Raw genomic sequence first — 21,065 nt, 5'->3', positions numbered from 1 at the left:
CCGGGGGCCAGCCCGGGTACGGGGCGACGCCACCGGTCGGGGTACGGCCGCTCGGACGTCAGCCGAGAGAACTAGCGCGATCATTGTGCTTGTCGTGGATCAGGCGTATATCTCAGGCAACGGGGAACATCAGCACGTCCGACACGTGTGCTCTGGTGCCTCCTCTCCGCAGTCAGGTGCCGCCATGGCCCGCACGACGTCCACCCTCTCCTCCTCGCCGCGGACGGTCGTCGTGCTCGGCGTGGCCGCCGCACTGACGCTCACGGCGGGCCTCTCGCTCTCGGGGGCGTCGCCGGCCGCCGCCGACACGGTGATCGGCGGCCCCGTCGGGCTCGGCACCGCCGCCACCTACGGCGTGCTCGCCGGCTCGGCGGTGACGAACACCGGCGCCAGCGTCGTCGACGGCGACCTCGGGCTCAGCCCCGGCAGCGCGGTCAGCGGCTTCGACGTGCCCGGCGGGCCCGGGACGGTCGTCGGGGGAGTCCAGCACGTGAACGACCCCGCGGCGGCCCTGGCACAGCAGGACCTGACGACCGCCTACGGCGTCGCCGCCTCGCTCACCCCGCAGGAGTCCGGCATCACCGAGCTGAACGGGCGCTCGCTGACCCCGGGCGTCTACTCCGGACAGGCGGTCCAGCTCGCCGACACCGGCACGCTCCGCTTCGAGGGGACCGCCGACTCGGTGTGGGTGATCCAGGTCGCCAGCGCGCTGACGATCGGCGGGGACACGACGATGGTCTTCAGCCCGGGCGCCAGCGCCTGCAACGTGTTCTGGCAGGTCGGCAGCTCGGCGACCATCGGCAGCGCCGCGCAGTTCCGCGGCACCGTCCTGGCGCAGGAGTCGATCTCGGCCACGAACGGGGCGACCGTGGTCGGCCGCCTCCTCGCCCGCACCGGCGCCGTCACCCTGATCAACGACGCGATCACGGTCCCGGAGGACTGCGCGGCCGGCGACGTGACCAGCAACCCCACCATCACCTCCGGCGCGCCCACCACCGCCACCGCGGGCACCCCGTACACGTTCCCCGTGACGGCCACCGGCGCTCCCTCGCCGGCCTACACCGTGACGGCGGGCACCCTGCCCGCCGGGCTGAGCCTCGACTCGGGCACCGGGATCATCTCGGGCACGCCCACCACGCCCGGCTCGACGACCGTCACGATCACCGCGTCGAACGGGGACGCCCCGGCCGACAGCGAGACGTACGTGATCACCGTCGACGCGGCTGCGGTCGTGCCGCCGGTCGTGGTGCCGCCCGTCACGACGCCGCCCGTCACGACGCCGCCCGTCACCACACCGCCCGTGACGCCCGGCGTCCCGGTCACGCCCGTCGCCGACCGCACCCGCGGCCAGCTCTCCGCCGGGCGCCTCGCGAACACGGGCGCCGAGAGCACGGTGCCCGCGCTGCTCGCCGGGCTCGCGCTGCTGTCGGGCGTCGCGCTCGTCGTGACGGCCGCGACGCGTCGCCGCCGCGGCGCGCACGTCGCCCGCTGATCCTCTGGCCGGCTGGCTGACCGGCTGACCGGCCTGCTGACCGGCTGACCCGGCCGTCCGCCCCGACGCCCCGGCCGGTCGGAGGGTCGGCGGGTCGCGCCGCGGCCGTGGCGGAGCCGCAGGTGTGCTTGCATGGGCGCCTGCGCTCGTCCTCCGCACGACACGGACGCCCGCGGCCCGATCGAGAGGTCCCGATGACCGACGAGACGACCGAGGGCGACAACGGCGTTCTCGCCGCCATCCACGCGATGCAAGACGCCGAGGCCCTCTTCCGGGCACGGCTCCGCAGGAAGCTGGGGATCGGGGCGAGCGAGCTCGCCGCCGTCCAGTTCCTCGCGCGGCTCGAGCTGCGTGGTGCCGACGCCCGCCCCGTCGACGTCGCCGCCCACCTCGGCATCTCGACGAGCGCGATGTCGCCCGTCGTCGTGCGGCTCGAGGGGCGGGGCTACCTGGTCCGTCGGCCCGACCCGGCCGATGGCCGGGGGATCCGGCTCGCGCTGACGCCCGCGGTGCACGCCGCCGTGCTCGCGGCCGCCGGCGGGGACAGGCTCGGGGCCCTCGCGGGGGTCGCCGGCCTCGGCGACGTCGAGTCGCGCCGACTGGTCGTGCTGCTGGCCGGGGTCACGTCGGGCTACGCCGACGGCGCCGCGCCCGACGTCCTGCTGCCCGCGAGCTGACCGTCCGCGACCGGTCTGCGGTCGCGCCGCGCGCCTCCTTCGTCGCGGGCTTGGCTGTCCCGTCTCGTCCCGAGCATCCTGTCGTCCCGGGGCGAGACGGGACGCACGGGACGAGACGGGACACGGATGGGGCGTCGGCGGGTGCGGCCGATCGGGCCCGTGCTCGGGGGTGGTGACGCGGGGTCGTCGGTGCGAGAGGATGGACCCGCGACATCCGTGCCTGCACCTCCGTGCCCGCGCGTCTGTGACGAACCGGCTCGCCGGCACGTCCTGACAGAGGCGGGCCCGCCTCACCAGCGACGAGCGCCGGCCGGGAACGGACCAGGAGAACCACTCATGACCAGCACCGACACCGTCGGATCCACCGGGACGACCGGCACCGCCAGCACCAGCGCCGCGACCGGCACCGCCGACGCCAGCGACCTGGAGACCCGTCTCCCCGGGCACGCGGACGACTCCGACGCCGTCGAGCCCGACGCCGAGCCGCGCTTCGAGAAGGTCCAGTTCGCGACAGACGACCTCGAGGAGGCGCGCAGCAGCCTCGAGAGCGTGCTCGACGGCCGCCAGTTCCGGGCACGCCTCGCGGGGGAGCCGTTCGTCTCGCGCTTCGCCTCCGCGGGCGACTCGCGCCTCAGCCTGCAGACCGGCACCTTCACCGCGCACCTCCAGGGCGTCATCCCCTGGTCGCGCGACTACGTGATGTCGTGGTTCCGCTCGGGCTCGGTGACCGTCGACTACCCCGTCGGCCAGCTGACGAGCGAGGGCTCGCGGCCGTTCCTCACGCCGAGCGAGACCTCGTTCGCCTTCTCGATGACGCCGCACCGACACGGGATCGTCCACGTCGACGCGGCGTTCCTCGAGGCGGTCGCCAGCGAGCGCCACGCGGGGCCGCCGCAGCGGATCGTCTTCGACTACGCCGCCGTGCCGACCGACGAGGCGCTCGCCGCGTGGCGGACGACCCTCGGCGAGGTCACCCCGCTGATCGTCGGCGAGGAGACGCCCGCGCTGGCCCGCCACGCCGCCCAGCAGGCGCTCGTCCGGGGCATGCTCGACCTGTTCCCCTGGCGCGCGATCGACGTGCCCGACGCCCTCCGGACCGAGCGCACCCGACGCCTCCGCCAGGCCGCGGAGTACGTGCACGCCTACGCCGACCAGGCCATCACGTCCGCCGACATCGCGACCGCGGCGGGCATGCACACCCGCACCCTGCAGCTGCTGATGAGCGAGCACCTCGGCTCGAGCCCGACCAACTACGTGCGGCACGTGCGCCTCGACCGGGCCCGACAGGACCTGCTCTCGTCCGAGCCCGGCTCGGTGCTCGTGTCCGACGTCGCCCGCAGGTGGGGATTCGGCAACCTCGGCCGCTTCTCGGCGTCGTACTCCGCGCGGTTCGGGGAGTACCCGCGCGACACGCTCGCGCGCTGAGCGCGCTGAGCGCGCTGAGCGCGCTGAGCGCGCTGAGCGCGCTGAGCGGGCTGAGCGGGCTGACCGCGCTGACCGCGCTGAGCGCGCTGAGCGCGCTGCTGGGCGTCCTGGGCGCCCGAGGCGCTGAGTCGGCCGCGCCTCCTGCGGCGTTCGACCCACACCTCCTGCGGTGCCCGGCCCACGCCTCCTGCGGGCGGGGGGTTCACAGCGAGCTCGGGGTGCTCTCGCGGGGGCCGGGCGTACGGTCCGCGACATGAGCACCGACGACAAGTCCGACGAGACCATGACCAGCCCGATGATGGACGGTGCCGAGGAGGCGACGGCCGAGGAGAAGACGGACGGCCTGTCCGAGCAGGCCGACGCCGACCACCGCGACGGAGGCGGGACTGGCAGCCGGGAGGGCGACGTCCGCGAGCGCGCCGCCCAGCACGACGCGCAGTCGGACGTCTAGCCCGGGCTGAGCCGCGCCGCGCTCGCTCGTACCGCGCCGCACTGCACCGCCTTTCGTACACCGCACCGGGTCTAGACGCGGTGCAGTGTACGGAACGCGGTGCGGTCCTGCAGCGGGGGGTGTCAGGTCCCCGCGGGAACCGGCGCGCGGAACCAGTCGAGCAGCGCCCGGACCGACGGTTCGAGATCGGCCCGGCGGCGCGACTCGTCGAGTGCCGCGCCGCTGACGTCGGCGTAGCCCGGGATCGCCTCAACGAGCTCGTCGGTGGCCGGCCGGTAGCCCATCGACCAGTCCGCGAAGCGGCGCTCCTCGATCGGCTCGCTCAGCAGCACGGCCAGATCGGTGTGCCTCGGATCGGCGGCGATCAGGTCGTAGCGGGCCTGCACGGCGTCGTCGGGACCCTCGAGCACCTGGACGAAGCGCCCCTGCTTGTGCATGAGGAACCCCGAGAGCCCCAGCCGGCGGTTGTTCGCGCGGCTGTTCATGAGCAGGGTGGCGAGGTCGCCGTCGTCGAAGGGCGTGCGGGCGGCACTGGTGTAGACGATCGAGAGCATGGGGGCCTTCCGAGGGGGGTCACTCGAGCTTGCCTGCTCAGCCGCGCGCCGTCACGCCCCAGAGCGGGGGCTGCGCCGCGTCGCCGCCCGCGCCCGCGCCCTCGGGACCCGCCCGGTCTGCGGCACCCGCCCGCACCCTCGGGACCCGCGCGCACCCCTCGGCGCGCGCGAGGGTGTGCGCGGGTTCGGCGGGTGTCGACGCAGGCCTGCGGGGACGCAAGGTGGCTGGTGCTCAGGGGCGCTCGCCTCGAGGTTCGTCCGCAGCGCTGCACCCGCTGAACCCGCGCGCACCCCTCGGCGCGCGCGAGGGTGTGCGCGGGTTCGAGGGGTGTCGGCGCGTCCTCGCCGCCGCCCGGTCAGCGCGCGAGCGTGTCGCGGGGGTACTCGCCGACGTGGTCGGCGTAGCTGGCCGAGAAGCGGCCGAGGTTGCCGAAGCCCCAGCGGCGGGCGACGGCGGCGACGGTCGTCTCGTGCGGCGACGCGGCGAGCAGGTCGGCCCGCACGCGGTCGAGTCGGACCTGCCGCAGGTACGCGGACGGCGTCGTGCCGAGGTGCTCGCTCATCGCGAGCTGCAGGCTGCGGGTGTGCAGGCCGACGGCGGCCGCGACGTCGGAGGGGCTGATCGCCTCGGCCGCGTGCGCATGCAGGTACTCGAGGGCGTGCCGCACGCGGACTGTGCCGGGCGTGCGGAGCGAACGGGGGACGTCGACGACCTGCCAGCGCCAGGTGCGGAGCACGGCCCGCGCCGTGCTCAGCTGCGCCTCGAGCCGGAGCAGGGGAGGGACGACTTCGCCGACGACGGCCTCGGTCGCCCCCGCCATCGTCGTCCGCCAGTCGGAGATCGCCTCCGTGCCGGGCACGCTCGACGTGTCGAAGGCGACGCGCTGGGCCGGCCCGCCGTGCAGCTCGGTCGCGGTCTGCTCGAGGAACTCGGTGCCGAGCCGGACCAGGTGGCTCTGACGCGGCCGGAACTCGAACTCGAACGAGTCCTCGGCGGGGATGAGGAACGGCGTGGACCCCTCGGTGCGGTACGCCTCCGACCCGCGACGCACCGTCGCCGACCCGCTGCGGAACCACATGACGAAGTGGGTGTCGGGGAACGGGATCTCGCCCTCCATGTGCCCGCTGAAGTGCGACGTCTGCAGGCTGACCCGCTCGTCGCCCGCCGTGACGTAGCGGTACGAGAACGGCGCGCTGGAGGGGCGTGCGTCGAAGCGGCGCCCGCCGTGGTGGTCGGCGCGGCTGCGCAGCACCTCGTGCAGGTCGGTGCCCTGCTCGACGGCACGGCTGTACGCCGGCACGTCGAGGCGTGCGGACTCGTCCGACATCAGGCTTCGTCTCGTCTCTGCAAGGGTCCGGGCAGGAAGAGCTAGATCGTGCCACACGCCGCCGACAGCCGACCTGAGGGCCGATCAGTCGTCGTGCGAGAGCGCCCCTGACACCTCGCGCAGCGCGTCGATCTGCCGTTGCACCGTCGCCTGCTTGGCCTCGACCGCGCGCATCGCGTCGGCCCCGGCGACGAAGCGGGCAGGCAGCTCGGGGCCGTCCGACAGCGCGACGACGGCCTCTGCCAGCTTCGCGGGGTCGCCTCCCTGCGTGCCGTTCATGCCCTTCCAGCTCTCGATCGTCCGGGCCGTGCCCTCGGCGTAGTCGTCGACGTGCAGCTCGGGCCAGGTGGTCGACGAGCCCTCGACGAGCAGCTCGGTGCGGAAGAAGCCGGGCTCGACGGCCATGACCGAGATGCCGAAGCGGGCGACCTCGGCGGCCAGCGAGTCGGACCAGCCCTCGAGCGCGAACTTCGACGCGGCGTAGGCCGAGGTGAACTCGGCGCCGACGAAGCCGGCGGTCGACGTGACGGTGATCACCTGGCCGGAGCGCTGCTCGCGCATCACCGGCAGCACGGCGCGGGTCACGGCGAGCGGGCCGAAGAAGTTCGTCTCCATCTGCGAGCGGAACTGGTCGGCGCTCAGCGTCTCGAAGTACCCGGCGAAGAAGTTCCCGGCGTTGTTGACGAGCACGTCGACGCGTCCGAACCGGTCGACGGCCTGGGCCACCGCGCGGTCGGCCGCGGCCGGGTCGGTGACGTCGAGGGCGACGACGAGGAGGCGGTCGTGGGCTCCCACCGCCGACTCGACCGCCGCGACGTCGCGGCCGGTCGCGACCACCGAGTGGCCGGCGGCGAGGGCCGAGCGGACGATGTCGGTGCCGAGCCCGCGGCTCGCTCCCGTGACGAGCCAGACGTGGCTGTCGGTCATGACGATGCTCCTTCGTGCGGTGCGGGCGTGCCTGAGGCGCGCGAGCGCGCCTCCGCGTCGACGAGGGCGAGCGAGACGTCCCACAGGCGGTCGGCCTGGGCAGGGTCGAGCGCCCAGGCGCGGACGCCGTGCAGCCCGTCGACGATCTCGTCGACCACCTCGGCCTCGTGGCAGTCCTCGAAGTAGCGGCCCCGCACCTCCGCCAGCTCGGGCGCGGTGGCGAGCAGCACGGAGGTGGCCGCGCCCTGCTCGGGCGTCTTGACCGCGTCGGCCGCCGCGACCTTGGTGGCGGCGAGCACGTCCGGGTCCCAGTGCTTCTGCAGGCCCGTCCAGATGCCGCCGGGCATGCACGAGTTCGCGACGATGCCGTCGTCGGCCCAGCGCGCGCTCGCCCCGACGGCGAAGAGGGCGTTGGCCGTCTTCGACTGGGCGTAGGCGAGCCCCGGCTCGTAGCGCCGACGCCGGAAGAACAGGTCGTCGAACACGACGGGCGACCCGCCGTTGCCGCTCGACGAGACGGAGACGACGCGGGCGCCGCCGGCCGCGGCGAGGGCGCCGTGCAGGCCGAGCGCGAGCGCGAAGTGGCCGAGGTGGTTCGTCGCGAACTGCAGCTCCCACCCCGCGGTCGTGTAGGTCTCAGGCGAGTCCATGACGCCGGCGTTGGCGATCAGGATGTCGAGCGGCCCGGTCCACGCGGCCGCGACGCCCTCGACCGAGGCGGGCCGGTCGAGGTGCAGCTCGACGACGTCGGGCGCCGGCCCCCCGGTCGAGCGCGCGATGTCGTCGGCCACCGCACGCCCCGCGGCCAGGTCGCGCACGGCCAGCGTCACCCGGGCGCCGGCCCCGGCCAGGGCGCGGGCCGTCTCGACCCCGATCCCCGAGGAGGCGCCCGTCACGAGGGCCGTCCGCCCGCCCAGGTCGACGCCCTCCACGGTCTCGGCCGCCGTCGTCGTCGCCCCGAAGGTGCTGATGTCGCGTGTCGTCACGTCGTCCCTCTCGCTCGATGCCGCGACCCTACGCCGGGCCGCCGACACCGTCGCCTCCTCGCTTCGCCGACACGCACGCGCAGTCGGTCGTGAGCGATTAGGCAGCTTAATGATCATTTAGTTGCACATCCGCGCACGATCGATCATGATCGGCGCATGACACGAATCGCGTTCATGGGTGCCGGCAGCGTCGTCTTCACCCGCCAGCTGATCGCCGACCTGCTCGGCTTCGACGACCTCGGCCCCGTCGAGGTGGCCCTGCACGACATCGACCGGCAGCGTCTCGACGTCGCCGAGGGCACGGCCCTCCAGCTGGCCGAGCGGTTCGGGCGGCCGCTCACGGTGTCGACCCACCTCGACCGGCGCACGGCGCTCGCCGGGGCGGACTTCGTCATCGACATGGTCCAGATCGGCGGGGTCGAGGCCACGCGACGCGACCTCGAGATCTCCGCCCGGCACGGCCTGCTCCAGACCATCGGCGACACCACCGGAGTCGGGGGCGTCTTCCGTGCCCTCCGCACGTTCCCCTTCCTCTCGGCCCTCGCGGCCGACATGCGCGAGCTCTGCCCCGACGCCGTCCTGCTGAACTACACGAACCCGATGGCGATGAACATCTGGTGGGCCTCCGTCGTCGCCCCCGACGTGCGGGCGCTCGGGCTCTGCCACAGCGTGTACTGGACGGCCCACGACCTCGCCGAGCTGGTCGGCGTCCCCGTCGACGAGACCCTTCACCGTGCGGCCGGGGTCAACCACCAGAGCTGGCTGCTCGAGTGGACCCACGAGGGCCGCGACCTCTACCCGCTGCTCGAGGAGAAGATCGCCGCGGACCCCGAGCTGCAGCGCCGGGTCAGGGTCGAGATGTTCCGCCGGGTCGGCTTCTACCCGACCGAGACGAGCGAGCACTCGTCCGAGTACCTCTCGTGGTTCCTCCGCTCGCCCGAGCAGGTCGACCGGTTCCGGCTGCAGCCCCTCGAGTACCTCGGCATCAGCGACGAGAACGTCGCCGAGTACCACCGCGCACAGGAGGCGCTCCGCACCGGGGCGGACCTGCCGGTCGAGGGAGGCGCCGCCGAGTACGCCCCCCAGGTGATCCACTCGCTCGTGACGGGCACCCCGCGCGAGATCCACGCGAACGTCCCGAACGCGGGCCTCATCGACAACCTGCCCCAGGGCGCCGTCGTCGAGGTGCCCACGCTCGTGGGCCCCGACGGCATCCGTCCCGTGCCGATGGGCGCCCTCCCCGTGCAGTGCGCCGCGGTCAACCGCCCCTACGTGTCGGTCGCCGAGCTCACGGTCGAGGCGATGCGCACCGGCGACCCCCGCCTCCTGCGCCAGGCCGTGCTCGTCGACCCGAACGCCAGCTCGACCCTGACCCCGGAGCAGATCTGGCAGCTCTGCGACGAGCTCGTCGAGGCGCACGGCGACCTCCTGCCCGAGCCGCTGCGCGAGCGGCTCCCCGCGAGCGCGCTGTGACCGCCGTCGCCACGGCCGAGCTCGTCGCGGCGGCCGTCGAGCGCGGCAGCGCCGTGCCGAGCTTCAACGTGATCGGCCTCGAGCACGCCGAGGGCATCGTGCTCGGCGCCGAGCGCGCGGGCACCGACGTGCTGCTGCAGCTGAGCGAGAACGCCGTCCGCTACCACGGGGGGCTCCGCCCCCTGGTCGCGGCCTGCCGCGAGCTCGCGGCCGGCGCGGCCGTCGGGGTGTCGATCCACCTCGACCACGTCGAGGACGCCGCCCTGGTGGACGAGACCATCGCGCTCGGCACCGCCGCCGGGATCGGCTCGCTGATGGTCGACGCGTCGACCCTCGACTACGCCGACAACGTCGCCGTGACGGCCGACGCCGCCCGTCGCGCCCGTGCTGCCGGGCTCTGGGTCGAGGCGGAGCTGGGCGCGATCGGGGGCAAGGACGGCGCGCACGCGCCCGGCGTGCGCACCGACCCCGCCGAGGCCGCGTCGTTCGTCGCCGCGACGGGCGTCGACGGGCTCGCCGTCGCGGTCGGCTCCTCCCACGCGATGGCCGACCGCACCGCGTCGCTCGACCTCGACCTCGTCCGCCGCCTCGCCGAGGCCGTCCCGGTGCCGCTCGTGCTGCACGGCTCGTCGGGCGTGCCCGACGGCCTGATCCGCGACGCGGTCGACGCCGGCATCCGCAAGATCAACGTCGGGACGGCGCTCAACGTCGCGTGGACGTCCGCCGTCCGCACGGCGCTCGCCGACGACTCCCGCCTGACCGATCCGCGCCGCTACGGCCGGCCCGGCCGCGACGCGCTGGCCGACGCCGTCGCCTCCTTCTGCTCCGTCATCTCCCCGACCACCGCCTCCGCCGCCGTCCGCGGTCGGTGAGCCACCTCGAAAGGACCACCATGAGCCTCACCACCACCGAGATCCTGAGCCAGCCGGACACCTGGGCCAGGGCGATCGCCGAGGCGCCCGCCGCCAGCACCTTCTTCGGGCTGCCGGGCGAGCGCGTCCTGTTCCTCGGCTGCGGCACGTCCGCGTTCGTCGCCGAGTCGCTGGCCTCCCTGCGCGAGCGGGCCGGCCTCGGCGAGACCGACGCCGCCTACGCCAGCGAGTGGCGCCCCGGCCGCCGGTACGACCGCATCGTCGCGATCACCCGCTCGGGCACCACCACCGAGATCCTCGACGCGCTGCAGGCCGCCGACCCGGAGACGACGAAGGTGGCGATCGTGGCCGTCGGCGGCAAGCCGGTCGACGACCTCGTGTCGGACACCCTCGTGCTCGACTGGGCCGACGAGCAGAGCGTCGTGCAGACCCGCTTCCCGACGACCCTGCTCGCCGCCGCGCGCACCGTCTACGGGTACGACGTGAGCGGCCTCGTCGAGCAGGGGCGCGCCTCCCTCGCCCTGCCCTTCGCGCACGACGTGACGCGGTACGACCACTTCGTCTACCTCGGCAGCGGCTGGACCCACGGCCTGGCGCAGGAGGCGGCCCTCAAGGTCCGCGAGGCCGCGCAGGCCTGGTCGGAGTCGTACCCCCTGCTCGACTACCGCCACGGACCGATCGCGGTCGCGGGCGAGCGCTCGCTCGTCTGGGTGATGGGACCGGTCGAGCCGCAGCTCGTCGCCGACATCGAGGCCGTCGGCGCGACCGTGGTCGTCGACGACCGCGACCCCCTCGTGCAGCTCGCCGAGGCCCAGCGCCTCGCCGTCGCGCTGGCCGAGAGCCGCGGGCTGAACCCCGACACGCCTCGGCACCTGACCCGCTCGGTCATCCTCGGCTGACGACGCCCCACCTCCTCCACCACCACCCGAACGGAGCACGACGATGTCCTTCCTCTCGAACCCGCCCACCGTCCGCAGCACGGCCGCCGGCCGCCCGCGCCGCCTCCGGGGCCGACCCGGCACCGGCCTGCGGCGCGGCCTCGCGCTCGGCGCGGCCCTCGTCACCGCGGCCGGCGCCCTCTCGGGCTGCGCCTCCGCGGGGTCATCGACCCTCGACGAGTCCGCCGACGTCGAGATCACGATGTGGACGGGCCAGGACGACGCGGCGGGCCAGCTGCTCGACGACCTCGCCCAGGAGTTCATGGAGGAGCACCCGAACGTCACGCTGAAGCTGTCTCCGGGCGCCTCGTCGACCGAGCAGCTGCTGCAGAAGCTGTCGGCGTCGTTCGCCGGGGGCACCTACCCGGACATCTCGTACGCGTTCGGCTCGTGGGCGAGCCAGCTCGAGAAGTCGCAGCGCACCCTCGACATCAGCGACCAGGTCGCCGAGCCCGACGTGGCCTGGGAGGAGTTCCCGGAGGCGGCACGGAAGACCGTGCAGCCGACCGGCGACCGCACCATCGGGTTCCCGGCGGTCGTGGACAACATCAGCCTGCTCTACAACGAGACGGTGTTCGACGAGGCGGGCGTCGCCTACCCGACCTCCGACTGGACCTGGGACGACTTCCGAGCCGCGGCCGACCAGCTGACCGACCCTGCCTCGAACACCTACGGCTACGCCTACTCGGTGTCGGGCAGCGAGGAGACCACCTGGCAGCTGTGGCCTCACCTGTGGCAGAACGGCGGCGAGATCCTCAGCGAGGACGGCACCGAGGCGGCCTTCGACAGCGAGGCCGGCGTCGACGCCCTCACCCTGCTGCGCGACATGGCGGTCGACGACGAGAGCGTCTACCTCGACCAGACCGACACGAAGTTCGGGCCCCTGTTCGCGAGCGACAAGGTCGGCATGATCACCTCGGGGCCGTGGCAGCTGAACGACCTGAAGATCGCCGGCACGAAGTACGGCGTCGTCGAGCTGCCGGGAACCGACGGCGACCACCAGACGGTCTCCGGCCCCGACGTGTGGGCCCTCTTCGACCACCAGGACGCGAACCGCGCCTACTGGTCGTACGAGTTCGCCGAGTGGTTGACCTCCGCCGAGCAGGACCTGCGCTTCAACGTCGAGTACGGCAACCTGCCGCTGCGCTCGAGCGAGGCCGACAGCCCCGAGTTCCAGGCCAAGGCCGCCGAGCTGCCCGGGCTCGAGGTGATGCAGGCCAACGCCGAGAACGCCGTGCACGCCCGTCCGACGGTGCCGGGCTACGTCGACGTGTCGACCGCGGTCGGCCAGGCGGTGTCCGAGGTGCTGCAGGGCGAGGGCGACCCGGCCGACGCGCTGCGCAGGGCCGCGGACGAGTCCGACGAGGCCCTGGGCGACCGGTGAGCGCGACCGCGACGCCCCCGAGGCCGTCCCCCGTCGAGGCACGAGGAGGCGCGGACCCGTCGCCGGCACCGGCCCGGTCGGGTCATCGGCTCGGCTCCCGCCTCGGCGGCTGGGGCTTCGTCGCCCCTGCCCTCGTCATCGTGCTCGGGCTCTCGATCTTCCCCGCGCTCTGGGCCCTGCTGCTGTCGCTCCAGGAGTGGGACGGCTTCAGCGCGCCCGAGTTCGTGGGCGGCGACAACTACGTCGAGCTCGTCGGCGACGCCGACCTCGGCGCAGCGGTGGTGCACACGGTGCTCTACACGGCCCTGTTCGTGCCCTCGGTCGTGCTGGTCGGCCTGTTCCTGGCCGTGGCGCTCAACCGCCGCATCCGGTTCGTCGGCCTGTACCGCACGGCGATCTTCGTGCCGTTCGTCGCCTCCGCGGCCGCGACCGGCATCCTCACCACGTACCTCTTCAACCCGCAGTTCGGGCTGATGAACAACGTGATGCGGGTGCTGCACCTGCCCCAGCAGGGCTGGCTCGAGGACCCGAGCCAGGCCATGGTCGTGATCGCGCTCATGTCGCTCTGGGGCCAGGCCGCCTTCACGACCGTCATCTACCTCGCGGCGCTGCAGGACGTCCCCGGCGACGTCGTCGAGGCCGCGCGGATCGACGGTGCCGGGCCGTGGCAGGTCTTCTGGGCCGTGGTCTGGCCGCAGCTGCGGCCGGTCACGACCTTCGTCGCGATCTACATGACGCTGCAGGCGGTCCAGCTCTTCGACCTCGTCTACACGACGACGCGCGGAGGGCCCCTGAACGCGACCGAGACGATCGTCTACTACCTGTGGCAGACGGCGTTCCGCGAGCTCGACTTCGGCTACGGCTCGGCCGTCGCCTACGGCCTGTTCTTCGTCACCCTGATCGCCACCGTGATCGTCACGCTGCAGCAGCGCCGTGCCGCCGCCCGAGAACTGGAGACCCGATGAGCGTCGACGCCCCGGTGCTGCCGCGCCGACCCCTGGACACCGCCGAGTCGGTGACCTCGCCGCCCGCCGCCCCGACCAGGAGGCGGCGAGGGCTCCCCTTCAGCGCCTGGCACCTCCTGCTGCTGCCCGTCGCCGTCGTGTTCCTCGTGCCGTTCGTCGAGATGTTCCTCACCTCGGTCACGCCCGCGGACGAGATCAACACGTTCCCGCGCGCGTTCTTCCCGTCGTCGCTGACGACGGCGGGCTACGAGCGGCTCTTCGCCGAGTCGGACATCCTGCACTGGCTCGCCAACACGGTCGTCGTGTCGGCCGTCGCCATCGCGTCGCACCTCGTGCTCTGCTCGCTGGCGGGCTACGGGTTCGCGCGGCTGAGGTTCCCGGGGCGCGACATCGGGTTCCTCGCCGTGCTCGCCACGATCATGATCCCGACCCAGCTGCTCATGATCCCCACCTACGTGCTCTTCGCCCGGGTGGGCCTGATCGACACCCTCGGGGCAGCGATCGTGCCGTGGCTCGCCTCGGCCTTCGGCATCTTCCTCATGCGGCAGTTCTTCCTCTCGCTGCCCGCCGAGCTCGAGGAGGCCGGCATGATCGACGGCTGCACCCGGGTGCAGGTCTTCTTCCGGATCGTGCTGCCGCTGGCCCGTCCGGCCCTGGCCACGCTGGCGATCTTCACGCTGCTCGGCTCGTGGAACGACCTCGTCTGGCCCCTCATCGCGATCAACGACGACCAGGCGTTCACCCTGCAGCTCGGCCTCACGAACTTCCAGGGCAACCGGCGCACCGACTGGAGCCTGCTGATGGCGGGCAACGTCGTCGCGACCCTGCCGCTCATCGCGTTCTTCCTCGTGGCCCAGAAGCAGTTCGTCGCCACGATGACCTCGTCGGGGCTGAAGGGATGACCCGCGTCCTCGTCGTCGGCGACGCCAACCTCGACCTCGTGCTCGCCGGCGACGTCGTGCCGCGGTTCGGGCAGGAGGAGCAGCTGCTCGACTCGAGCCGCCTCGTGCTCGGCAGCTCGGCCGGGATCGTCGCCCACGGCCTCGCCCGCCTCGCGGTCGACACGACGCTGGTGGCCTGCGTCGGCGACGACGACTTCGGACGGGTCACCGTCGAGCGCCTCCGGGCGGGCGGTGTCGACACCTCGGGCGTCCGGGTCGTCGGGGGCCGGGCGACCGGGCTCTCGGTGATCCTCTCGGCGCCGCACGACCGCTCGATCCTCACGGACACCGGCGCGATGACCGAGGTGGGCACGGCCGACGTCCGGGCGGTCCTCGAGGCCGGCCGTCGCGCCGGCCGGCCCTTCGGCCACGTGCACGTCGCGTCGTGGTTCCTGCTGCCGGGCCTCGCGGCCGAGCTGCCCGCCCTGTTCGCCGAGCTGCGTGCAGAGGGCACGACGGTCAGCCTCGACACGAACTGGGACCCGGCCGGCCGGTGGGAGGGACTGCGCGAGGCCCTGCCGCACGTCGACCTGTTCCTGCCCAACCAGGAGGAGCTGCGCGCGGTGGGGGCCGTGCTCGAGGCCCCGTCGGGGTGGTCGGGCTCGTCGGGGGACGACGCTGCCCGGGACCTCGCGGCGGCGAGCGCGGTCGCCGCCCTCGGGCCGGCCGTGGTCGTCAAGGCAGGACGCGACGGCGGCTGGTCGCTCCGGGCGGGGGAGCCCGTCGTGCGCCACCCGGGGCTCGTCCTCGACGTCGTCGACACCACGGGCGCCGGCGACAGCTTCGACGCCGGCTACCTCGCGGCGTGGACCTCGGGCGCGGCCGACGAGGTCGAGCGGCTGCGCTGGGCCACGACCGCGGGCTCGCTCTCCACGCGCGCCGCGGGGGGCACCGGGGCCCAGGCGACGGTCGACGACCTCGGGCGGGTGCCCGCGTGATCGTCGTGGCGGCCTTCAGCCCCGCGCTCGACACCGCGTACGTCGTCGACGACCTCGTGCTCGGGCGGCCGCACCGGCCGTCTCTCGTGCGTCGCGTCGCCGGCGGCAAGGCGCTGAACATGGCCAGGGCCGCGTCCGCGCTCGGCGCCGAGGTCCGGGCCGTGCCCGTCCTCGGCGGCCGCGTCGGCGACCTCGTGGCCGAGCTCCTGCGCGCCGACGGCGTCCTGGCGGTCCCCGTGCCCGACGACGCCGAGACCCGGGTCTGCGTCTCGGTCGCGTCGACGGCGACCGGCGACCTGACCGAGGTCTACGAGCACGCCGTGCCCGTGTCGGAGGCCGTCGTCGACGCCGTGCTCGGCGAGCTGGAGTCCGCCCTCGTGCCCGGCGCGTGGCTCTCGGCGTCGGGCAGCATGCCGCCGGGCGGTCGGGGGGACCTCCTGACGCGTCTCGTCGACCTGGCCCGCACCTCCTCGGCCCGTCTCGCGCTCGACACGCACGGCGAGCCGCTGCGCCGGCTGCTCGACGCGGGGACGGGCGTCGACCTGCTCAAGGTCAACCGCGAGGAGGCGTGCGCCGCTCTCGACCAGCCGGCCGACGCCGAGCTCGCGACGCTGGTCGACGGGCTCCGGGCGCGCACGCACGGCACGGTCGTCGTCACCGACGGGGCCGCCGGCTGCCTCGGCGCCGACGACCATGGTCGCTGGCGCGTGGCCCTGCCCACCACCGCGGGGACGCACCCCGTGGGCAGCGGCGACTCGTTCCTGGGCGCGCTCGTCGCCGCCCTCGACGAGGGCCGGCCGCTCGAGCAGGCGCTCGCCGCGGCCACCGGCGCCGGCGCCGCGAACGCCGAGGTGCCGGGAGCCGCCGTGCTCGACCCCGCCCGCGCGCGCCAGGTCGCCGACCTCGTCCGGGTCGAGCCCGCCTGACCACCCTTCCTGATCCACGACCGCCGACAGAGAGACCCCGATGCAGTACACCTTCGACTTCGACGACACGACCTTCGCCGCCAACGTCCCCGCCGAGCCCAGGCGCACCGACACCGGGTGGATCGTCCCGCCCGGGCCGCTCGCGGTGCTGCACCCGTTCGGCGACACCGAGTTCTACCGGCACGGCTGGAACTCGTGGAGCCCCAGCGGCTGGGCGCTGACGGACGGCGAGACGATCGGCATCAAGGACAGCCCCGAGCGCCTGCTCACCGCCGACGACGCCGCGGTCGAGACGCCCCACGCCCACTCCGGCAGCGCCGTGGGCGCCGTCGCCGGCCCCGACGGCCGTGTGCTGCTGATCGGCAGCCTCGGCCTCGGCACCCCGCGCGTCGGCGCCGACCGCGACGTGCTCTGGGGTCGCGCCGAGCAGGACCTCGCCGAGTGGTTCGTCGCCTTCGGCCCCGAGCTCGAGGTGTTCGCGGACTACGCGCGGCTGCTCTCGGACCGGCTCGGCCACCGCACCCGCCGCGCCGGGACCGTGTGGAGCAGCTGGTACTCGTTCTTCGAGTCGATCGACGAGCAGCTGATCGCCCGCACGGTCGGCGACCTCGAGGGGCAGCCCGTCGACGTGTTCCAGATCGACGACGGCTGGGAGCCGATCGTCGGCGACTGGACGGCCGGGCCCGACTTCCCGTCGGGCATGCAGGCGACGGCCGAGGGCATCGCGGCCCGCGGCTTCCGACCCGGTCTCTGGCTGGCGCCGCTCATCGCCCTGCCCGGCTCGGAGATCGCGCGCACGCGCCCCGACCTGATGGTGCAGGGCGACGACGGGCGGCCGCTCGTCGCGGGCCACAACTGGGAGTCGCACTACTTCGCCCTCGACACGACGCAGCAGGAGGTGCGCGACCACCTCCGGGAGGTCTTCGAGCGGGTCACCGGGTGGGGCTTCAGCTACCTCAAGCTCGACTTCATGTACGCGGGCGCGATCACGGGTCGACGCAGGGTCGACGTGCACCGGGAGGTCGCCTACCGTGACGCGCTGCAGCACATCCGCGACGTCGTGGGCGACGACACGTACCTGCTCGGCTGCGGCGTGCCCATGGTGCCGTCGGTGGGCGTCCTCGACGGAGCCCGCGTCGGCCCGGACACGGCTGCGGTGTGGGACAACGCCGAGCGTCCCCGCGACCCGTCGGGCGCCGGCGCGCTGAACTCGATCGTCCAGTCGGTGAACCGGGCCTGGATGAAGGGCCTGTACGAGGTCGACCCCGACTCGGTCTACTTCCGCAGCACCCGCAGCCTGCTCGGCGAGGCCGAGCGCGAGCTGCTGCGCGACACCGCAGCGGTGCTCGAGTTCCGCTCGACGTCCGACCCGATGGCCTGGCTCGGCGAGGCCGAGCGTCGACAGCTGACGGCGTGGCTGTCCGAGCGCCCGACGGTCGAGCAGGTGGGCCGCCACCGGTTCGTCGTCGACGGCCGGGAGGTCGACCTGTCGACCGTCGCCACGGGCGGGCACGTGCCCGACCCGACAGCCGTCGCCGGCTGAGGCAGCCGGCGGCTCAGAGCCAGCGGCCCCCGCGCATGACGCGCCCGGTCCGGCCCCGGTCGTCGAGGACGACGAGGTCGGCCCGGTCGCCGGGGGCCAGCCCCGCGCCGACGAGCCCCAGGGACTCCGCGGCGGTCGCGGACGACGCGCGCACCGCCTCCTGCAGGGAGACGCCGTGCTCGCCGACCAGGCGGGCGACGCCCTCGCCCACGGTCCCGGTGCTGCCGGCGAGCGACGAGCCGTCGGCGAGCATCGCGACGCCGTCGGCGACGACCACCTCGGAGCCGGCGATCGCGTAGCGGCCGTCGGACCAGCCGGTCGCGGCCATCGCGTCCGACACGAGCACCAGGCGCCCCGAGGAGGCGCGGCGCGCGATCTCGGCGGCGTCGCGGGAGACGTGCTGGCCGTCGAGGATCAGCTCCACGGCGAGGCGGTCGTCGGTCAGCGCGGCCCCGGCCAGGCCCGGCTCGCGGTGGTGCAGCGGCCGCATGCCGTTGAAGACGTGGGTGACGACCGTGGCGCCGGCGTCCGCGGCGGCGTGCGCCTGCTCGGCGGTGCAGTCGGAGTGGCCGAGGGCGACCACGACGTCGGCCGCCACGAGGCGGCGGATCGCGTCGACCGCCCCCGGCAGCTCGGGGGCGATCGTCACCATGCGCAGGACACCGGCCGCGGCCTCGAGCAGCGCCTCGACCTCGGCGGGCTCCGGGCTCCGCAGCAGCCCCGCGTCGTGGGCGCCGCGACGGGTGGCGGAGAGCCACGGGCCCTCGAGGTGGACGCCGTCGAGCACGCCCTCGCCGACGAGCGGCGAGAGCACCCCGAGGGCCCGCGCCAGCGACGGCGTCGAGGCGGTGGCGACCGACCCGACGAGCCGGGCGGAGCCCGCACGGTGGTGGTGCGCGGCTGCGCGACGGGCCCCGGCCTCGTCGGCCGTGCCGAAGTCGACGCCGAGGGCGCCGTGCACGTGCTGGTCGACGAAGCCGGGCACGACCGTGCCGGCGACGCGCTCCCGCGGCAGCCCGGCGAGCTCGGCCCGGTCCCTCGAGGGGTCGCCGGGGCCGGCGTCGACCACGAGCCCGTCGCGCACGGCAAGCCAGCCGGGGCCGACGTCGCCCTCGGCCGTGACGACACGATCGGCCAGGACGACCTGCGCGGTCACGCCGCGCCTCCTGCGGTCGTCCCGACGGGGATCCGGTCGGCCAGCAGCGCCCGCTCGGCCAGCAGCGCCGCGCCCACCATCGCGGCACCGTCGCCGTGCACCGCGGGCACGAGCGCGGGGCGACGCGAGTGCGCGAGGCGTTCGTCGAGGGCCTCGCCGAGAGGGTCGAAGAGGAGCGCGCCGGCACCGGCGAGCCCGCCCCCGACGACGAGCGTGGCGGGCGCGGCGACGGCGGTGATCCAGGTGAGGCAGTCGGCGAGCACGGCGACCAGGTCGTGCCAGGCCGTCGTCGCCTCCGGGTCGCCGGCCCGGACGAGCTCGACGACGGCCAGGGCGTTCTCCGCGCCGACGCGGCGGGCGAGGCCGCCCGCCGAGGCGACGTCCTCGACCCGCAGTCCCGCGAGCGGACCCGAGGTCAGCACGACCTGGCCGATCTCGCCGGCCCAGCCGCCCGAGACCAGGGACTCGCCGCGCTCGACGAAGGCCGAGGCGAGCCCCGTGCCCACCGGGACGAAGGCGAGGCCGCCCGTCGACCCGGCACCGGCGCCGGTGGCGGCCTCGGCGAGGGCACCGGCGCGCACGTCCTGTCCGAACCCGACGGGCACCGAGGAGGCGCGCTCCAGCAGCGCGCGGAGGGGCACGTCCCGCCACCCCAGGTTCACCGACGCGACCGCCGTGCCGGCCTCGTCGTCCACGATGCCGGGGACCACGAGGCCGACGGCGTCGAGCCGGCCCTGCTCGCGAGCGGCGTCGACGAGCCCGACGACCGCGGCCACCGTGCGTCGGCCGTCCGCGTCGCCGCGCGGGGTCGGGACGCGTCGTTCCCAGAGGGCCCGGCCGTCCGGTCCGGCCTCGACGAGGCGGGCCTTCACGGTCGTGCCGCCGACGTCGACGCCGAGGAGGCGGGGCGCCGGGGCGGGGCGCACGGGGGAGTCTCGGAGAGGAGTGGTCATGGAGGTCCCTTTCGTGGTGGACTGGCCGCCAGGTGAGCGGCGGCGTGATCGAATCACGCTCGATCGCTCACATCCGCTCATCCTGCCGGACGATCGATAAGATCGGAACCTCGATCACCTGGCTTCGTCGAGGAGAGACCGTGACACAGCAGCAGCGCCTCAACGCCCTCCTCGAGCTCGTCAGCGAGCGGGGCAACGTCTCCATCGCCGAGATCGGCGAAGCCCTCGGCATCTCGGCCGCGACCGCCCGACGCGACCTCTCGACCCTCGCCGGCCAGCGCCTCGTCACCCGCACGCACGGCGGCGCGGCCGCCCTGGGCAGCGGGTACGAGCTGCCGCTGCAGTACAAGATCGCGCGGCAGGCCGAGGCGAAGGTCGCCATCGCCCGGGCGACCGCGGCGCTGATCCAGGTGAGCGACACCGTCGGCGTGAACGGCGGGACCACGACGAGCGAGGTGGCCCGCGAGCTCGGCCGGAGCGAGCGGTTCGTCCGCGGCGAGGGCGAGGACGGCGTCACCATCGTGACCAACGCGCTCAACATCGCCTACGAGCTGTCCGTCCGGCCGCACGTCAAGATCGTCGTCACGGGCGGAGTCTCCCGGCGGCAGTCGTACGAGCTCGTCGGGCCGATGGTCACGACGTCGCTGGCCGAGATGGCGCTCGACGTCGCCGTGCTCGGCGTCGACGGCCTGACGGCCCGCTTCGGCGCGACCACCGTGCACGAGGGCGAGGCCGACGTGAGCCGCCAGTTCGCCTCCGTCGCGAAGAAGGTCGTCGTCGTGGCCGACAGCACGAAGCTGGGCCGCTCGACGTTCGCGCGGATCGCCCCCCTCGCCGCGGTCGACGTGCTCGTGACCGACGTCGCCGTCGACGCCGAGCTGCGCCGCGACCTCGAGGCCGCCGGCGTCGAGGTCGTCGTCGCCACCGTCTGACGCCCTCACCCGTCGCCCCGACCGTCGACCTCGAGCGGCGCCCCCCGACCGCCGACCCGACCGCCGCCCTGCCCCGGCCGTCCCGGAGGCCGCCGTCGGCGTGGCTCCGTGCCGACCGAGTCGGGCGTGTTTCGTGTGCGTAAAACCTCCCATCAGGCCCTATCGCTGATCGATCACGCGATTTACTGTCGCTTCATGATCGAT

Annotated in this window: 20 protein-coding genes; 14 read left to right on the top strand and 6 right to left on the bottom strand. The window is 74.3% G+C overall.

The window, feature by feature from the left end; translation table 11 throughout:
- Positions 1–184 precede the first annotated feature (184 nt).
- The 4 genes from ITJ48_RS07365 to ITJ48_RS07350 all read left to right on the top strand — a co-directional run bounded on the left by ITJ48_RS07365 (position 185) and on the right by ITJ48_RS07350 (position 4,045).
- A complete protein-coding gene (locus ITJ48_RS07365; protein ID WP_194612990.1) occupies positions 185–1,492 on the top strand; it encodes an ice-binding family protein in 1,308 nt (435 codons plus the stop codon).
- Between the two features lie 194 nt (positions 1,493–1,686).
- Entirely contained in the window at positions 1,687–2,169 is a 483-nt protein-coding gene (locus tag ITJ48_RS07360; RefSeq protein WP_194612989.1) for a MarR family winged helix-turn-helix transcriptional regulator, read from the top strand.
- Positions 2,170–2,505: 336 nt separating this feature from the next.
- Entirely contained in the window at positions 2,506–3,594 is a 1,089-nt protein-coding gene (locus ITJ48_RS07355) for a helix-turn-helix domain-containing protein (RefSeq protein WP_194612988.1), read from the top strand.
- Between the two features lie 253 nt (positions 3,595–3,847).
- Positions 3,848–4,045, top strand: a complete 198-nt coding sequence (locus ITJ48_RS07350; protein ID WP_123546943.1) for a hypothetical protein — start codon at positions 3,848–3,850, stop codon at positions 4,043–4,045.
- A 122-nt stretch (positions 4,046–4,167) separates the two neighbouring features.
- Here the strand turns inward: ITJ48_RS07350 and ITJ48_RS07345 are convergent, their stop codons facing one another.
- The 4 genes from ITJ48_RS07345 to ITJ48_RS07330 form a co-directional block, all read right to left on the bottom strand.
- Entirely contained in the window at positions 4,168–4,599 is a 432-nt protein-coding gene (locus ITJ48_RS07345) for a BLUF domain-containing protein (RefSeq protein WP_194612987.1), read from the bottom strand.
- Positions 4,600–4,955: 356 nt separating this feature from the next.
- A complete protein-coding gene (locus tag ITJ48_RS07340) occupies positions 4,956–5,927 on the bottom strand; it encodes a helix-turn-helix domain-containing protein (protein ID WP_194612986.1) in 972 nt (323 codons plus the stop codon).
- An 84-nt stretch (positions 5,928–6,011) separates the two neighbouring features.
- The gene (locus tag ITJ48_RS07335) at positions 6,012–6,854 is read right to left on the bottom strand and encodes an SDR family oxidoreductase (RefSeq protein WP_194612985.1); all 843 of its coding nucleotides are present in this window, start codon (positions 6,852–6,854) and stop codon (positions 6,012–6,014) included.
- Positions 6,851–7,840 (bottom strand): SDR family NAD(P)-dependent oxidoreductase, encoded by a 990-nt coding sequence (locus ITJ48_RS07330; protein ID WP_194612984.1) that lies wholly within the window; start codon positions 7,838–7,840, stop codon positions 6,851–6,853. Before ITJ48_RS07330 ends, ITJ48_RS07335 begins: the two co-directional genes overlap by 4 nt.
- A 156-nt stretch (positions 7,841–7,996) precedes the next feature.
- Here ITJ48_RS07330 and ITJ48_RS07325 point away from each other — a divergent pair, with 156 nt between their 5' ends.
- Genes ITJ48_RS07325 through ITJ48_RS07285 form a run of 9 tightly spaced genes read left to right on the top strand, consistent with a single transcriptional unit; the run spans position 7,997 to position 17,820 of the window.
- The gene (locus tag ITJ48_RS07325) at positions 7,997–9,313 is read left to right on the top strand and encodes an alpha-glucosidase/alpha-galactosidase (RefSeq protein ID WP_194612983.1); all 1,317 of its coding nucleotides are present in this window, start codon (positions 7,997–7,999) and stop codon (positions 9,311–9,313) included.
- Positions 9,310–10,185, top strand: coding sequence for a class II fructose-bisphosphate aldolase (locus tag ITJ48_RS07320; protein ID WP_194612982.1), 876 nt, complete (start codon positions 9,310–9,312; stop codon positions 10,183–10,185). Before ITJ48_RS07325 ends, ITJ48_RS07320 begins: the two co-directional genes overlap by 4 nt.
- A gap of 20 nt (positions 10,186–10,205) precedes the next feature.
- Positions 10,206–11,084, top strand: coding sequence for an SIS domain-containing protein (locus ITJ48_RS07315; RefSeq protein WP_194612981.1), 879 nt, complete (start codon positions 10,206–10,208; stop codon positions 11,082–11,084).
- Between the two features lie 43 nt (positions 11,085–11,127).
- The gene (locus ITJ48_RS07310; protein WP_194612980.1) at positions 11,128–12,507 is read left to right on the top strand and encodes an ABC transporter substrate-binding protein; all 1,380 of its coding nucleotides are present in this window, start codon (positions 11,128–11,130) and stop codon (positions 12,505–12,507) included.
- Positions 12,504–13,472: a carbohydrate ABC transporter permease gene (locus ITJ48_RS07305; protein ID WP_194612979.1), complete on the top strand. Its 969-nt coding sequence runs from the start codon at positions 12,504–12,506 to the stop codon at positions 13,470–13,472. Before ITJ48_RS07310 ends, ITJ48_RS07305 begins: the two co-directional genes overlap by 4 nt.
- Positions 13,469–14,374, top strand: coding sequence for a carbohydrate ABC transporter permease (locus ITJ48_RS07300; RefSeq protein WP_194612978.1), 906 nt, complete (start codon positions 13,469–13,471; stop codon positions 14,372–14,374). Before ITJ48_RS07305 ends, ITJ48_RS07300 begins: the two co-directional genes overlap by 4 nt.
- Complete coding sequence (locus ITJ48_RS07295) at positions 14,371–15,351, top strand: carbohydrate kinase family protein (protein ID WP_194612977.1); 981 nt, start codon at positions 14,371–14,373, stop codon at positions 15,349–15,351. Before ITJ48_RS07300 ends, ITJ48_RS07295 begins: the two co-directional genes overlap by 4 nt.
- A complete protein-coding gene (locus ITJ48_RS07290; RefSeq protein WP_194612976.1) occupies positions 15,348–16,277 on the top strand; it encodes a PfkB family carbohydrate kinase in 930 nt (309 codons plus the stop codon). Before ITJ48_RS07295 ends, ITJ48_RS07290 begins: the two co-directional genes overlap by 4 nt.
- Positions 16,278–16,317: 40 nt before the next feature.
- A complete protein-coding gene (locus ITJ48_RS07285) occupies positions 16,318–17,820 on the top strand; it encodes a glycoside hydrolase family 36 protein (protein WP_194612975.1) in 1,503 nt (500 codons plus the stop codon).
- 13 nt (positions 17,821–17,833) lie between these two features.
- Here ITJ48_RS07285 and nagA read toward each other — a convergent pair whose 3' ends face one another.
- Together nagA and ITJ48_RS07275 are read right to left on the bottom strand one after the other, a co-directional pair.
- Complete coding sequence (nagA, locus tag ITJ48_RS07280; protein ID WP_194612974.1) at positions 17,834–18,976, bottom strand: N-acetylglucosamine-6-phosphate deacetylase; 1,143 nt, start codon at positions 18,974–18,976, stop codon at positions 17,834–17,836.
- Entirely contained in the window at positions 18,973–19,929 is a 957-nt protein-coding gene (locus tag ITJ48_RS07275; protein WP_194612973.1) for an ROK family protein, read from the bottom strand. Before ITJ48_RS07275 ends, nagA begins: the two co-directional genes overlap by 4 nt.
- A gap of 140 nt (positions 19,930–20,069) precedes the next feature.
- On the opposite strand from ITJ48_RS07275, the gene ITJ48_RS07270 reads away from it, so the two are divergent.
- Positions 20,070–20,861 carry a DeoR/GlpR family DNA-binding transcription regulator gene (locus tag ITJ48_RS07270; protein WP_194612972.1) on the top strand — a complete coding sequence of 264 codons (792 nt, stop codon included), beginning with the start codon at positions 20,070–20,072 and terminating at the stop codon, positions 20,859–20,861.
- Positions 20,862–21,065 lie beyond the last annotated feature (204 nt).

This window comes from Frigoribacterium sp. VKM Ac-2530 (genome assembly GCF_015350835.1).
GTDB lineage: Bacteria > Actinomycetota > Actinomycetes > Actinomycetales > Microbacteriaceae > Frigoribacterium.
This window is presented reverse-complemented; position numbering and strand designations above follow the sequence as displayed.

Coding starts and splice junctions, on each gene's coding strand:
- ITJ48_RS07365 (WP_194612990.1), top strand. CDS start 185: ATGGCCCGCACGACGTCCACCCTCTCCTCCTCGCCGCGGACGGTCGTC.
- ITJ48_RS07360 (WP_194612989.1), top strand. CDS start 1,687: ATGACCGACGAGACGACCGAGGGCGACAACGGCGTTCTCGCCGCCATC.
- ITJ48_RS07355 (WP_194612988.1), top strand. CDS start 2,506: ATGACCAGCACCGACACCGTCGGATCCACCGGGACGACCGGCACCGCC.
- ITJ48_RS07350 (WP_123546943.1), top strand. CDS start 3,848: ATGAGCACCGACGACAAGTCCGACGAGACCATGACCAGCCCGATGATG.
- ITJ48_RS07345 (WP_194612987.1), bottom strand. CDS start 4,599: ATGCTCTCGATCGTCTACACCAGTGCCGCCCGCACGCCCTTCGACGAC.
- ITJ48_RS07340 (WP_194612986.1), bottom strand. CDS start 5,927: ATGTCGGACGAGTCCGCACGCCTCGACGTGCCGGCGTACAGCCGTGCC.
- ITJ48_RS07335 (WP_194612985.1), bottom strand. CDS start 6,854: ATGACCGACAGCCACGTCTGGCTCGTCACGGGAGCGAGCCGCGGGCTC.
- ITJ48_RS07325 (WP_194612983.1), top strand. CDS start 7,997: ATGACACGAATCGCGTTCATGGGTGCCGGCAGCGTCGTCTTCACCCGC.
- ITJ48_RS07315 (WP_194612981.1), top strand. CDS start 10,206: ATGAGCCTCACCACCACCGAGATCCTGAGCCAGCCGGACACCTGGGCC.
- ITJ48_RS07310 (WP_194612980.1), top strand. CDS start 11,128: ATGTCCTTCCTCTCGAACCCGCCCACCGTCCGCAGCACGGCCGCCGGC.
- ITJ48_RS07300 (WP_194612978.1), top strand. CDS start 13,469: ATGAGCGTCGACGCCCCGGTGCTGCCGCGCCGACCCCTGGACACCGCC.
- ITJ48_RS07295 (WP_194612977.1), top strand. CDS start 14,371: ATGACCCGCGTCCTCGTCGTCGGCGACGCCAACCTCGACCTCGTGCTC.
- ITJ48_RS07285 (WP_194612975.1), top strand. CDS start 16,318: ATGCAGTACACCTTCGACTTCGACGACACGACCTTCGCCGCCAACGTC.
- ITJ48_RS07275 (WP_194612973.1), bottom strand. CDS start 19,929: ATGACCACTCCTCTCCGAGACTCCCCCGTGCGCCCCGCCCCGGCGCCC.